The organism is Corynebacterium sp. KPL2734 (assembly GCF_040225595.1).
GTDB lineage: Bacteria > Actinomycetota > Actinomycetes > Mycobacteriales > Mycobacteriaceae > Corynebacterium > Corynebacterium rhinophilum.
On record NZ_JBEHFO010000006.1, the window covers coordinates 103651 to 116642 of the forward strand.

Sequence of the window (12992 nt, forward strand, 5' to 3'; positions counted from 1 at the left end):
CTTAATGCAGTGACGTACCTGGGTTGCGGGGCAGGGAGACTAGAGAAAAAGGGCCCCAGCGATGGCAGCAATACCGTAGCTCCCGCGCATGAAGTAACCGAAGACCTCGGGAGAGAAGGAGGCGCCGAAGCCGCCGGTATCGATGATATTCATGGTGGTAACGCGTGCGGGACGGGAGCGCTTAAAAGCGGTGTAACTAAGCCCCAAACAACATGCTGCGAGCGTGAACAGGGACAGCTTCCACACGGTGGCGATGAAGGCGGTGCCGACAACGGCAGCACCTGCGGTGGCAGCCAGTGGCAGTCCCCAGTCGGGCCACGCACCATCGACGATGCGGCCGAAGGAGGCGGCGCGGCCAGTAGCGGCGCCGACAATGGTCCAAGCGGCAGCAAATCCAATAAGAGCAAGGCCGCCGAGCTGAGGTGCTAGCGCTAGGGTCAGTCCCATGACGGCGACCGCACCGAGGGGGATGTACCACCGGCGAAACAGGCGCCGAGCAAAGAGGAGACTGAGCGAAGCCGTGGCATGTGAGCGCGGGCGCAGGCGAGCGGATTGGGAGGCGATAGCATCGGCAGAAACCTCAGAATCCAGTAGCCCAAAGGAGGACGAGCCGATGGCACGGGTACGGCCCGCGCGGAGGAGCGAGGCGAGTTCGAAGGATCGCCAGCCGATGGCAAACCGCAGCAGGGGGAGGGTTATCGCCGCATAGAGTGGAAGATGCAGCGATGCACACAGGGCAAGACCTAGGAGGCTCACGCCGGCGAGCTGGGCAATAGACAGCTTATCGACGCCTCCCATGCGCCCCCGCGGCCTATCCGCATAGACCCAACGCCCGAGCGAAAGGCTGCGCAGCGGATAGAGCGCCTCGAGGAGGACGATGAGGGCGAGCGAGCCGAGCCCGGCACCAATGGTCGCGGTTGCGGGCAGAGCAGCGGCCGTGCGCTGTGCTAGCGAGGGCAGAAGCGCTGCAGCATTGTGCCAGGCGTAGACGCTGACGCTCGCGATAAGTGCCGCGATGAAGGCGTAATAGATGGCTGAGGAAGCTGTGGAGAGAAGTTTCATGAAATCTTCACTACTTCGTCGCAGGCAGCGAAGATGGCCGGAGAATGGGAAGCGAGCACCACACAGCGGCCATTGGCTGCCAGGTGGCGTAGCTCCTCGGCCAAGAAGGCGGTCCAGGTGTGGTCGAGGTGGCGCTCGGGTTCGTCGATAAGCAAGGCTTTGGCCGGCTGATAAAGCTGGGCTGCGAGGTAGACCCGCTGGCGCTGGCCAGAAGAAAGGCTGCTGACAGCGGAGTTCCGGATGGCGTCGTCGATGGCCCAGAGCTCATGGACCTCGGCAAAGTTTACGCCGGAGCGGCGGGATAGCAAGCTAAAGTGCTCACCCACGGTGAGATCGGGGAGGAAGACTGGGTCCCCGACGGAGATGACGGAACCGGCCGCCGCAGCGCTACCGGGCGCGGCACCGTCGATGAAAACGGTGCCATTTAGTGGGGCAATCTCGCCGCTCAACGTCTGCAGCAGCGTAGATTTACCCGCACCATTCGGGCCTTTTAGGCCGTATACGCGACCGGCATTAAAGCTGCGATTGAGGTGCCCCAAGGCGGCGGAATGTCCGTAGTCTGCATCTATTGTCAACATCGTTGCCAGGTTAGCAGACAGGTGGCTGGCCCTAGGGGACGGTAGCTTTGATGCGATTCAATTGTTTCAGGAAGTAATCTTGGATTAAAACCTTGGGTATGATTGTGCGTTCCTGTTCTATTGATGGGCTTGGCTCCTTGTGCCTGGCATGTAAGTCACAAGAGCCTGTCTAGAGGTTTTAGGGTGCCGTAATCTCTCATGGCGAATCGGATCACAGGTTTCTCTTTCTCGTCGAGCCCAGTATTTGATTCGGGATAGATTGCCACACACAAACCATTAGACACTCCCACTGCCGAGGTTCTTTTAGGCCGGTGGGGCAAAATGAGCGCGAACGCCGAGGATCCTCCGATGGGCTAAGCTAGCCCGATCTTCGCGCTGAGAATGCTCGTCTGCGCCGTGAGCTGACACAAACTCCGTACGGTTCAAGGTGTATAAAGCTAGAGGACGCAACCAATTAATTGTGTCGCTGCATACCTAGTTCGCGGAAACGTCTAAAAGCAACCGCGTTTGGCCATTTTCGGCCCTGATTTTTGTGGAAACGCGGTTGCTTTTGGGAAATTTTGGCGTGATTAGTTATCGAATCTGGCCGGGCGGGTTAGAGAACCATTGGTGCAACGATGACGCCGACGATGGCGGCATTGAGCATATTGGTAAGGAAGCCACCGAAGAGTGCGCGCGGGCCAAGTTTTGCTACTTCACCGCGGCGCTCAGGGATGAGGCCGCCGATGGAGCCAATCTGAATACCAATGGAGGACAGGTTGGCAAAGCCAGCGAGGGCGAAGGAGGAGATCAAGATGGCCTTATCGCTGAGCTCATCGACGCTTTCACCAAAAGCGGTGTAGCCAACGAACTCGTTGAGGATGGTCTTTTGGCCGATGAAGTTACCCACCTCGAGGGCCTCGTTCCACGGCGTACCGATAAGCCAAGCCACGGGGGCGAAGATGATGCCGAAGAGGCCTTCGAGCGACCAGTTATCTTGGCCGAAGAGAGAACCGATGCCGCCGAGGATGGCAGAGAGCATCACAATCGTCGCGATGAAGGCGATGAGCAAGCAAGCAACCGAGATAGCGATTTTTCCGCCGGCCATGGCACCGCTACTGATGGCGTCGATGATGTTTTTAGATTCGGTATCGCGGACGTCTTTCACGGTGGCGTCGAGGTTCGTCTCTTCCGTCTCTGGCATGAGGCCCTTGGCGACGAGCAGGGAACCCGGCGCATTCATGAGCGATGCGGCGAGCAAGTACTCCAGGGGCGCGCCCAAGAGGGAGTAGCCGATCAACGTGGATCCGGCCACGGAGGCAAAGCCACCGACCATACAGGTATAAAGCTCGGAACGGGTGAGCTTGGGCAGGTAGGGCTTAATCACCAGTGGGGCCTCGGATTGCCCGAGGAAGATGACGGTGGTGGCCCAGACCGATTCCACTTTGGAGGTACCCATGAGCCACTTGATGGCGGATCCGACGTATTCTACAAAGTACTGGATAACCCGAAGGTAGTACAGGGCAGCGATGATGGCGCCCAAGAAGATGATCACGGGCAGCACGTTGAGGGCGAAGACGAAGTCATCACCGAAGAGTCCGCCGAAGACGAATTGGGTGCCCTCGTTGGTAAATTCCGTGAGCTTAGTCAGCCCATTGGCGACGCCCTTGAGGGCTTTGAATCCAGGATCCCACGCGAGGACTAAGAAACAGAAGACCACCTGCAGGACAAGGCCCACACCAATGGTGCGCCACTTGATATTTTTACGCGAGCTCGACAGGACGTAGATCACTGCAAGAATGGCAATGATGCCGAGCAATCCTTGTAAGCGTTCCATATTTTCTGACCGTTCTTTGAAGGGAATTTTTAGTTAGAGTGACTCTGGGCCAAAGGAGTGGGGGAGGATCTCGGCAAAGTCGTGGCTCCGGGGCTTTCCATCTACGGAAACGATGACGCGCTCGCAGTTGAACTCCCGCAGGACCTGGCGGCAGGCACCGCAAGGGTAGCAAGGCGCGGACTTTAAGCCGACGATAGCAACCGCTTTAATCTGCGGGATGCTGGGCAAGTGGCCATCGGTGGCCGTTACGTCTGCGGTGGTGACCATGTGCGCGGCGGCATTGCGTTCGGCGCAAATGCCTAGCGGACTGGAGGCGTTTTCGACGTTGGAGCCGGTGACAATGCGGCCATCGGCAAGCAGCAAAGCCGCACCGACTGGGAAAGAGGAATAGGGCGCCCAGGCGTGGTGGGCTGCTTCTTCAGCGAGGCTGAGCAATTCGGCATCGGTAGGAGGTGAATCCGGGGTGGCGTTCATTGCGGTATGGACTTTCTTTCTACGGGATGAAGAGAGACTGCGTTAATTCTCCATTAGAACAAAAAGAAAAATACTCATTGACATCTGTTCTATAGGGAATAATAATTGGACGTGGCGGAGTGTACAACCACTATATATAGTGCAGTAAATCACATTATGTGCTTGTATGTTTCGGTTTCCAAATCATTACAGGAGGAGTCGTCATGGCCGAGAAATTCGATGCGGTAGATGTTATTCGCACCAAGCGCGATAAGGGGGTGTTTAGCCCGGAGGAAATCGACTGGGTCATCGATGCCTATACTCGCGGGGTCGTGGGCGATGAGCAGATGGCCGCACTCAATATGGCGATCTTCCTCAACGGCATGAACCGCGAGGAAATCTCGCAGTGGACCAAGGCGATGATTGCCTCCGGTGAGACGATGAGCTTTGAGTCCTTGTCCAAGAAGACCGCGGACAAGCACTCCACCGGCGGCGTTGGCGATAAGATTACGCTGCCTCTCGCGCCCCTCGTTGCCGCCTTTGGCGTCGCGGTCCCGCAGCTTTCTGGCCGCGGCTTGGGCCACACCGGTGGCACCCTGGACAAGCTGGAGGCCATCCCGGGCTGGCAGGCGGATATTTCCAATGAGCGATTGATGGAAATCCTGGAGGATCCGGGCTGCATCATTTGCGCGGCAGGCTCTGGCCTCGCGCCCGCGGATAAGAAGATCTATGCCCTGCGCGATATCACCTCCACCGTTGAAGCGATTCCGCTTATTGCTTCCTCCATCATGTCGAAGAAAATCGCGGAAGGTACCTCGTCTTTGGTCCTCGACGTCAAGGTGGGTTCTGGTGCCTTTATGAAGGATGAGACCTTGGCCCGCGAGCTGGCGCAGACCATGGTGGACTTGGGCAATGATGCCGGCACCGCCACCACGGCACTGCTAACGGATATGTCCACCCCGTTGGGCCGCAAGGTGGGCAACGCGCTCGAGGTTGAAGAATCCGTCGAGGTTCTAGCCGGCGGTGGGCCAAGCGATGTCGTCGAGCTGACCCTGGCACTTGCGCGCGAGATGCTGGAAGCAGCCGGCGTGCATGATGCCGACGTGGAAAAGGCGCTCAAGGATGGCCGCGCCATGGATAAGTGGAAGCAAATGATTAAGGCGCAGGGCGGAGACCCAGACGCCAAGCTTCCCGTGGCTACGCATACCCACGATGTCATCGCTGAATCCGATGGTTACCTCACCGAGCTTGATGCCTTGTCCGTCGGCGTGAGCTCCTGGCGCCTGGGCGCAGGCCGCGCCCGGAAGGAAGACCCGGTACAGGCAACCGCGGGCATCGAATTGCACGCGGTGAAGGGGGAGAAGGTATCCAAGGGGCAGAAGCTTTTCACCCTGCACACGGAGACTCCAGAGCGCTTCGAGCGCTCCCTTGAGACCTTGCAGCAGGGCTTTAAGATTACCGACGCCCCGCTGGATAAGGAGCGCCAGATCATCCTGGACCGCATTGGCTAAATCAGGAGTAATGGAAGAGCAATCGACCCGATGATGATGACCGCTATGACGGCGAGGAAGACCTTCGCCTGCCACGTGGCGTAGTTGAAGGACACTCCGACGCCCAGGCGCTTGTCCACCAGCACCGCTGGGTCATCGGGGTTGTAATACAGGATCCCCCACTTATAATGCTCGTCATTATCGGGGGATTCTTTGTCTCCATCCGGAAGTTTCACCCCGCGCAGCTGATCCTCGAGCTGCGATTGGGCGCGCAGTATCATTGCCACGATGGCTATGGTGCCGCTAATGGTCATCACCACCATGGTGATAAAGGAGAGGCCAGCCAGGTCCTGATAGCTCGGTACCGGGCCGGTTATCTGTACAAAAGCCAGCCCGAGGGACATGAGAAGCAGCAGGACGCCCATCGCTTCGTTGGAGGCTGCAAGGTTTGCCTGATTCCGCAGCCGCGCCTTGATGGAGCGCTCCGAACGTGGACGAACCGCGGTGCATTGGATAAGCCAGCAGATGCCGGCGAAAAGCAACCACATTCCCAGCGCGATAAACGTGATGAAAAAGACGCTGCCGATGGACTTGTCGCTCCAGCTATCCGGCTCCAAAGAATCATCCCAGTGCACCGGTACGGGATCGGGGATATCGGTCCAATGGGCGGCGACGATGAGCGCACCGGCGACGATGACCAGCAAGGAACCCAACATGGTCAGCCAGGGGAAAGACGGCGTTGGTACATCAATATCCTGCACAGCGTCGGCGTCCCGCTCCGCTACCTGGGCACTGACCGCGGTTTCTACCCCGTCGAACCAGCCGCCGTCCTTCTTAGCCGCGATGATATAGCGGCGCTGGGAGAGGTAAGCCCACATGCTGCCGATAATGACCAGCAGGGAAGACAGGGCCGCCACCCACGAATGGTTAACGTAGAACAGCGAGGTAACCGTCGCGGCGATGCCCACAACCCACGTCCGAGTCTTAAATCCAGAAATAGCACCGACCACAACGGGATCCGAAAGGTGGCTTTGGGGAACGCGAACGCCGAGCGGCGCGCCTGGCGCCGCAAGCGCCGGGATCGTGGTCATTATCCACGTTATGACCAGCGTGGTCGCGGCCATGAGGACGGTAAGAATCATGCGAGCTCCTTCAGTGCGGAATCGAGATAGCCGTGGAGCTCCTCAGCGGAAAAGCCCTGGGCGCGGGCGAGGGTTGCCACGCGGCGCAGGCGTTGCCGTACCTGCTGTTCTTGCGCCGCGGTGTGCGCGCCGGGTCGAACGATTGACCCGGACCTGCCCGCGGTTTCGACGAGGCCATCAGCCACGAGCAGGTCATAGGCCTTTTTGACCGTGGCCGGGTTAATGCCAATATCCGCGGCGACGTGGCGCACGGGATCGAGTTTTTCGCCAGCGAACAGTTGCCCGCGGGCGATGGCCAGCACGATTTCATCGTGAATCTGCTGGAAGACCGGCACATCCGCGTCAGGGTTGAGCGTGATGAGCATGAGCTACCTCCTTCCAATAAGTTTTGTGCAACTAATAGTAGCATAGTCTGTATTAGTGAAGGTGATACAAAGTGGAGACTGGGGACTAGATATGCACCTGCGCAGTTAGGCTGAGCTCTTTGCAGAAACCCTCATCGTGGCTGACCAACAAGTATGCGCCCTCGTAGGACTCAAGAATCTGCACGAGCCACTTTATGGTGGTGATATCCAAATTATTGGTGGGCTCATCAAGCAAGAGGAATTGAGGGCTGGGCTCGGCCAAAAGCACCCGGGCAAATTCCGCGCGGAAGCGTTCGCCGCCGGATAGCTGGCCGGTGCGGCGGTGTACTTGGTCATCGCGAAATAGTAGCTGTGCCAATTGATCGCGGATGAATTGTGGGTGAGCCGTGGGATTGGCCTCCGTGACCATTTCTAAGATTGTGCGATCTTCTGGCAGGGTGATTTTCTGCCGCAAGTATCCACAGTCCAAGCTGTACTCAACGTCACCGCGCGCAACCTTATTAAGGAATGTGGTTTTCCCGCTGCCATTTGGCCCCATGAGACGTACATGTTCAGGACCGGTTAAGTCTACGATGCTGCTGGTGAGCACGCGGGTGCCATTGGGCAGCTGCGTGCCCGGGAGATCAAGGTGTACGTGCTCGTCCGGGCGGATCTTATGTTGCGCAGCTTGATAGGCAGCAAATGCTTCCTTTACCGAACCCGCTGCCTGAGCTGAGCGCTTAGCCGCGGTATTTTGGGAGCGATTCTTGTCGTTGCCCATTGCCATCCCGGGCTTTCGGCGGTTGTGCGAGAAGGCTTTGCCGCGGCGATTGTCCCGGGAAATGCGCACCTGCATCGCCTCGCGCTCGCGCACTTGCTTACGGTGTTCGGCTTTGGCCTCGCGCGTTTCTGCTTCGGCAGCGCGCTGTTCGGTTTCTATGGCCTCCCGGTAGGCGTGATAATTTCCGGAAAATAACCGCAAACGTTCCGCGTAGAGTTCTGCAATGTGCTCGACATGGGAGAGCAGGTCTAGGTCATGGGAGATGACAAGAATGGGCGTAGAAGAGCTGGAAATAAGCTCGGTGACCTTGGTTTTTCCTGCTGCGTCCAAGTTATTGGTCGGCTCATCGAGGATGACAAAGTCTGGGTGATCAAAAAAGGCGGCGTTTAGCGCGATGGTGACCGCTTCGCCCCCGGAAATCGTGCCGATGGTGCGATCTAGCGGGTGGGCAACGCCTGCGTTATGGAGGCAGGCATGAATCCTGTCTTCGATATCCCAGTCGTTGCCAATGGTTTTCAGCAGTTCCTCGGAGTAATTTCCCGCTTCAAGTGCGTGGAGCGCGGCAATCTTTTCCGCTGCGCCAAAAACGTCGGCGATGGTTAAAGAGTCATGTAGACCAAGATCTTGGTCTAGGTACGTGACTTCTGGTGCCGAGAATGTGCCCGAGGATGGTGCGATCTGGTGGGACAGGACCTTAGCAAGGGTTGATTTTCCGGATCCATTATCGCCAATCATCCCAGTAACCGAGTCAGGGATTGTTGCGGAAAGTTGAGAAAAGCAGGGCGTGCCGTCTGGCCAGGACAGGCTGAGTTGAGAAAGAGAAATCGGCATGAAGAATCCACCTTTAAAGAACGAGTGTGCAAGGTACGTCGTACTAGGCGGAAATCTTCATAGCCCTTAACGATAGCAGCTGTGGTGCAGAACACAAGGTCTTCGTTGAAATTTATCTCCTGCAGGCCTTGGACGCCTGCAGGAGATTGGGGCCAGATTAAAAGCGGCGGAAGAACTTACCCGAGGTGAGTTCCTCGAAGCCAGGTAGCGGCGTGGCAGACGCGATGCCGGGGGCGGTTTGCTCGGCCGCGAGGTCTATAGCGTTGGCAACCAGCAGGTCGTGGGCACGGGAAGCCTCGTCGCTGGTGCCGTCGGTGCCGTCGGTGGCGACGATGAGCTCTGGGATGTCCTCGGGATCGAAGGGGGTGAGCCAAGTGGCATCGTCAAGCGGGTCAGCATCCGGATCGCCGAGGAAGGCTGGGCCTTTCGTTGCGGCGGGGTAGTAGCGCAGGAGCGCGGCTCCCACGGGTTCTATGGTTGGATCTTCGTTGGCGGCAAGGGGCAAGGCGATGACGCCGCCATCGACGATGGGGGACCAGTCCGCGATATAGGAGGGGAAGAGGCCCGCAAGGTAGTCGCGGTCCTCTTCCTTGGCCAAGCGAACACCAAGAGAAGAATCAGTCATTCTTCCAGGTTAGCTGGCATGGTTACTTAATTTCCAGCAGCTGCGCGCCCTTGGTGGTGGACGCGCCAGCCTCGACCGCCAGGCCGGTTACGGTGCCGGACTTGTGGGCCTTGACGGGGTTTTCCATCTTCATGGCCTCAAGGACCATGACGATATCGCCCTCTTCTACCTCTTGGCCCTCTTCTACGTTGACCTTGATGACTGTTCCCTGCATCGGTGCGGTCACGGCATCGCCGGACACTGCGGCCTTGGCGCCGGCACCCTTGCGCTTTTTCCGCTTGCGCGCGCCGGTAATGCCAAAGGTGGCGGGCAATGCTACCTCGATGCGGCGGCCGTCGATTTCTACGGTGTGGACCTGGGCGGCCTCGGGCGCGCCGGCTTCCGCATCGGTGGAATCATCATGCGGCGTCAGCTGGTTATCCCAAGCCTCCTCGATCCATTTGGTGTAGACATCGAAGGACCCATTTTCCGCGGTAAAGGCGGGATCGGCGACGATGGCCCTGTCAAAGGGGAGCACGGTGGGCAGGCCCTCAACCTGGTATTCAGCCAGGGCGCGGGCGGAGCGCCGCAGGGCGGTTTCGCGGTCCGGACCCCAAACAATGAGCTTGGCCAGCATGGAATCGAATTGCCCGCCGATGACGGAGCCCTCGACGACGCCCGAATCCACGCGCACGCCAGGCCCAGCGGGCTCGGAGTACTTGACGATGGTCCCGGGGGCGGGCATGAAGCCAGCCGCGGCGTCTTCGCCGTTGATGCGGAATTCAAAGGCATGCCCGCGCGGTGTCGGGTCCTCTCTGAGCGAAAGCTCTTCGCCCTGGGCAATCCGGAACTGCTCGCGCACGAGGTCCAGCCCGGTGGTTTCCTCCGAAACGGGGTGCTCCACCTGCAGGCGGGTATTGACCTCGAGGAAGGAAATCAGGCCATCGGCGCCAACCAAATACTCCACGGTGCCGGCGCCGCAGTAGTCAGCTTCGCGGCAAATGCGCTTGGCGGACTCGTGAATGGAGGCGCGCTGCTCGTCGCTCAGGAAAGGCGCCGGCGCTTCCTCTACGAGTTTTTGGAAGCGGCGCTGCAGGGAGCAATCGCGCGTGCCGACGACCACCACATTGCCGTGCTTATCCGCCAAAACCTGGGCCTCAACGTGGCGGGCCTTATCGAGGTAGCGCTCGACGAAGCACTCGCCGCGGCCAAAGGCGGTGGTGGCTTCGCGGGTTGCGGATTCAAAAAGCTCCGGAATCTCTTCGGCGGTGTGCGCGACCTTCATGCCGCGGCCGCCGCCACCAAACGCCGCCTTGATGGCCACGGGCAAGCCGTGCTCATCCGCGAAGGCCTTGACCTCGTCCGCGTTGGCCACAGGATCCTTGGTGCCAGGGGTCATGGGGGCTTCGGCGCGCTCGGCGATGTGGCGGGCCGTGACCTTATCGCCCAAAGCGCGGATGGATTGGGGAGGCGGGCCGATCCAGGTCAGGCCGGCATCGATAACGGCCTGAGCAAAATCGGCATTTTCGGACAAGAAACCATAGCCGGGGTGGATGGCATCCGCGCCGGACTTAGCGGCAGCGTCCAGAATCTTGTCAAAGACAAGATAAGAATCAGCAGAGGTGGAACCGCCGAGGGCAAAGGCTTCATCGGCAAGCGTGACGAAGGGCGCCTGCGCATCCGGTTCGGCATAAACGGCGACTGAGGAGATCCCGGCATCGCGAGCAGCACGAATGACGCGCACGGCGATCTCACCTCGGTTCGCTACGAGAACCTTGGAGATCTTCTTGGTTTCTACTGCCACGGCAGTAACCTCCTGAATACACTTCGTTTACTACGGGATCTATTGTTGCACACCAAAATATTAATTCGTCCGTGTGGCAATAATTGTTACGTTTAAACAAAAATAAACCCACATCGTCACGATGTGGGTAATTAATGACCGGACGAAAATCTACTTTTCAATCGGCATATTGACCATGTTGCCCCACTCAGACCATGATCCATCGTAGACCTGCGCCTTTTTAAAGCCCAAAAGGTAGGTCAGTACGAACCACGTAAACGCGGCCTGCGCGCCCACGTGGGAATACAAGATGGTGGGGGTATCCGGCTCCAGCATGCCGTAGTTGACCTTGAGGTCATCGACGTTGCGGAAACAGGAGTTGGGGTAGGTTGCGCGATCCCACTCCAAATTGATCGCACCCGGAATGTGGCCGTGGCACATGGTCGTACCATACGGCGAGTTTCCATTCGGGTCGAACTCCGTCGCCTCACCCGCGAATTCCTCCGGCGGGCGGGTATCAACCAGGGAACCGGTTGCCTCGCGGACATCGGAAACAAAGGCGCGCAGGAGGGAATCGTCCCGGGCTACCTCGGGATAATCCGACTCCGGGAATTCCGGGACCATGAAGGAGGTATCGCGTTCTTCTGACATCCACGCATCGCGCCCGCCATCGAGAAGGCGAACATCCTTGTGTCCAAAGAGGGTAAATACCCACAGCGCATAGGCCGCCCACCAATTGGACTTATCGCCATACAAAACAACGGTATCGTCTTCGTGGATGCCCTTTTCCCGCATCAAGCGGGTAAATTCCTCGCCGTTGATAAAGTCGCGCGTCAGCGAGCTCAACAGCTCGGTGCGGAAATTAATCCGCGTGGCCGTGGGAATGTGCCCGATATCGTACAAAAGGGAGTCTTCATCGACCTCGATGACGCGCAGCCCTTTAACGCCCAGGCGCGCAGACAGCCACGGAGCGGAGACAAGCCGCTCTGGGTGCGCATATTGCTGGAATGGGGGATAGGGGTCTACTTCTGCCACTGCCCGCCTGCCTTTCTAATAAAACGGGATGATTCGCTCCCACCACTCTAACCCGATGAATGCCAAATTGATCACTTGGGAGGCCGTAGTGTGGTATTCCATACAATAAAACAGCTAAGTGGGGGCGGGAAAGCATTAAACATAATAGTGCTTTTACTTGGAGCCGCGATTCTACAAGTTTTCCCGCTGCATTACTTAAGGAGCGCACCCAGCAGCTCTCGAAGATTAATCGGGGCAGCGAATTTTAATCATGTTTACACCGCGCCACGCGCTGAAAAGGTCTATAGTCAGATCGTTCTGTTTCTCCCTAGACCTAGGAATATGGGCTGCGATTATGGCTGATCATAGCGACAACACCACTAACGACAACGAGGAATTCTCGAAGGGCTTCGTTGCCCGTGATTTCTCTGAGGGTCCGCGCAATGACACTACCGAGGATTTCGGTGCTTTTGCGGACAATGACGCGCGAGCTTTCGGTTCCCATGGCACCCCGCAGGCTGGCCAGGAACAAGGCTCGCAAAGCAGCCAAGAGCAGCACCCGCAATCGGGCCAGGAACAGGCGGCTTATCAGCACCCCGAGTACTCGCAGCAACCGGGTCCAGCGCAACCGGGGCCCGCGCAGCCGCCGCATTCCTATCCAGAACAGGGCAATTCTTGGCAGGGACAGCAGGCGTGGAACGCGCCGAATGGGCAGCAGCCAGGCTTTACTGCGTATCCGAATAACAGCGGGCAGTTCCCGCCACAGGCTCCGCGCACGAAGACGCCAACCGATGGCTTCTTCTCCGGCCTCTTGGACTTCAGCTTCGATAAATTCATCACCGTAGGCTATGCTTCGGCGATTTATGTCATCGGCATGATCATCCTTGGCTGCACGTGGTTGTTGGGCCTACTTTTAGGATTCGTTTTCTTTGGTCCGTTCGGGATTATCACCGCCATCTTGGTTACGCTTATCTGCTTTGGCGAGCTCATTGGCTTGAGGCTCTTTTTAGAGTTCGCAGTCGCAAATATCCGGACGACGCAATATACCCGCGAAATCCTGCACCGGCTGAACTAGGCATAAGCTACAAGAAAAG

The 12992-nt window shown here is 58.2% G+C and carries 12 protein-coding genes; 2 read left to right on the top strand and 10 right to left on the bottom strand.

Annotated elements, in window-relative coordinates; all coding sequences use genetic code 11:
* Positions 1-39 precede the first annotated feature (39 nt).
* The 4 genes from ABRP88_RS05870 to ABRP88_RS05885 form a co-directional block, all read right to left on the bottom strand.
* Positions 40-1062 (bottom strand): ABC transporter permease, encoded by a 1023-nt coding sequence (locus ABRP88_RS05870; protein ID WP_284781845.1) that lies wholly within the window; start codon positions 1060-1062, stop codon positions 40-42.
* Positions 1059-1640: an ABC transporter ATP-binding protein gene (locus ABRP88_RS05875; protein WP_005281569.1), complete on the bottom strand. Its 582-nt coding sequence runs from the start codon at positions 1638-1640 to the stop codon at positions 1059-1061. Before ABRP88_RS05875 ends, ABRP88_RS05870 begins: the two co-directional genes overlap by 4 nt.
* A 595-nt stretch (positions 1641-2235) precedes the next feature.
* Positions 2236-3456 (bottom strand): NupC/NupG family nucleoside CNT transporter, encoded by a 1221-nt coding sequence (locus ABRP88_RS05880; RefSeq protein ID WP_349836597.1) that lies wholly within the window; start codon positions 3454-3456, stop codon positions 2236-2238.
* A gap of 33 nt (positions 3457-3489) precedes the next feature.
* A complete protein-coding gene (locus tag ABRP88_RS05885; RefSeq protein WP_005277368.1) occupies positions 3490-3930 on the bottom strand; it encodes a cytidine deaminase in 441 nt (146 codons plus the stop codon).
* Positions 3931-4133: 203 nt separating this feature from the next.
* Here ABRP88_RS05885 and ABRP88_RS05890 point away from each other — a divergent pair, with 203 nt between their 5' ends.
* Positions 4134-5420, top strand: a complete 1287-nt coding sequence (locus ABRP88_RS05890; RefSeq protein ID WP_023028371.1) for a thymidine phosphorylase — start codon at positions 4134-4136, stop codon at positions 5418-5420.
* Here the strand turns inward: ABRP88_RS05890 and ABRP88_RS05895 are convergent.
* The 6 genes from ABRP88_RS05895 to ABRP88_RS05920 all read right to left on the bottom strand — a co-directional run bounded on the left by ABRP88_RS05895 (position 5417) and on the right by ABRP88_RS05920 (position 11919).
* A complete protein-coding gene (locus tag ABRP88_RS05895; protein ID WP_349836598.1) occupies positions 5417-6541 on the bottom strand; it encodes a DUF1648 domain-containing protein in 1125 nt (374 codons plus the stop codon). The two genes, ABRP88_RS05890 and ABRP88_RS05895, sit on opposite strands and share 4 nt — an antisense overlap.
* Complete coding sequence (locus ABRP88_RS05900; protein WP_349836599.1) at positions 6538-6906, bottom strand: GntR family transcriptional regulator; 369 nt, start codon at positions 6904-6906, stop codon at positions 6538-6540. Before ABRP88_RS05900 ends, ABRP88_RS05895 begins: the two co-directional genes overlap by 4 nt.
* Positions 6907-6991: 85 nt before the next feature.
* A complete protein-coding gene (locus ABRP88_RS05905) occupies positions 6992-8497 on the bottom strand; it encodes an ATP-binding cassette domain-containing protein (protein ID WP_349836600.1) in 1506 nt (501 codons plus the stop codon).
* Between the two features lie 157 nt (positions 8498-8654).
* The gene (locus tag ABRP88_RS05910; protein WP_284784451.1) at positions 8655-9122 is read right to left on the bottom strand and encodes a hypothetical protein; all 468 of its coding nucleotides are present in this window, start codon (positions 9120-9122) and stop codon (positions 8655-8657) included.
* Positions 9123-9144: 22 nt separating this feature from the next.
* Positions 9145-10905: an ATP-binding protein gene (locus ABRP88_RS05915; RefSeq protein ID WP_349836601.1), complete on the bottom strand. Its 1761-nt coding sequence runs from the start codon at positions 10903-10905 to the stop codon at positions 9145-9147.
* 150 nt (positions 10906-11055) lie between these two features.
* Positions 11056-11919: a sulfurtransferase gene (locus ABRP88_RS05920; RefSeq protein WP_005277377.1), complete on the bottom strand. Its 864-nt coding sequence runs from the start codon at positions 11917-11919 to the stop codon at positions 11056-11058.
* Positions 11920-12253: 334 nt separating this feature from the next.
* Between ABRP88_RS05920 and ABRP88_RS05925 the strand changes: the two genes are divergently transcribed.
* Complete coding sequence (locus ABRP88_RS05925; RefSeq protein WP_005281597.1) at positions 12254-12973, top strand: DUF4282 domain-containing protein; 720 nt, start codon at positions 12254-12256, stop codon at positions 12971-12973.
* The last annotated feature ends 19 nt before the right edge of the window (positions 12974-12992 follow it).

Coding starts and splice junctions, on each gene's coding strand:
- ABRP88_RS05875 (WP_005281569.1), bottom strand. CDS start 1,640: ATGTTGACAATAGATGCAGACTACGGACATTCCGCCGCCTTGGGGCAC.
- ABRP88_RS05880 (WP_349836597.1), bottom strand. CDS start 3,456: ATGGAACGCTTACAAGGATTGCTCGGCATCATTGCCATTCTTGCAGTG.
- ABRP88_RS05905 (WP_349836600.1), bottom strand. CDS start 8,497: ATGCCGATTTCTCTTTCTCAACTCAGCCTGTCCTGGCCAGACGGCACG.
- ABRP88_RS05885 (WP_005277368.1), bottom strand. CDS start 3,930: ATGAACGCCACCCCGGATTCACCTCCTACCGATGCCGAATTGCTCAGC.
- ABRP88_RS05890 (WP_023028371.1), top strand. CDS start 4,134: ATGGCCGAGAAATTCGATGCGGTAGATGTTATTCGCACCAAGCGCGAT.
- ABRP88_RS05910 (WP_284784451.1), bottom strand. CDS start 9,122: ATGACTGATTCTTCTCTTGGTGTTCGCTTGGCCAAGGAAGAGGACCGC.
- ABRP88_RS05900 (WP_349836599.1), bottom strand. CDS start 6,906: ATGCTCATCACGCTCAACCCTGACGCGGATGTGCCGGTCTTCCAGCAG.
- ABRP88_RS05925 (WP_005281597.1), top strand. CDS start 12,254: ATGGCTGATCATAGCGACAACACCACTAACGACAACGAGGAATTCTCG.
- ABRP88_RS05870 (WP_284781845.1), bottom strand. CDS start 1,062: ATGAAACTTCTCTCCACAGCTTCCTCAGCCATCTATTACGCCTTCATC.
- ABRP88_RS05895 (WP_349836598.1), bottom strand. CDS start 6,541: ATGATTCTTACCGTCCTCATGGCCGCGACCACGCTGGTCATAACGTGG.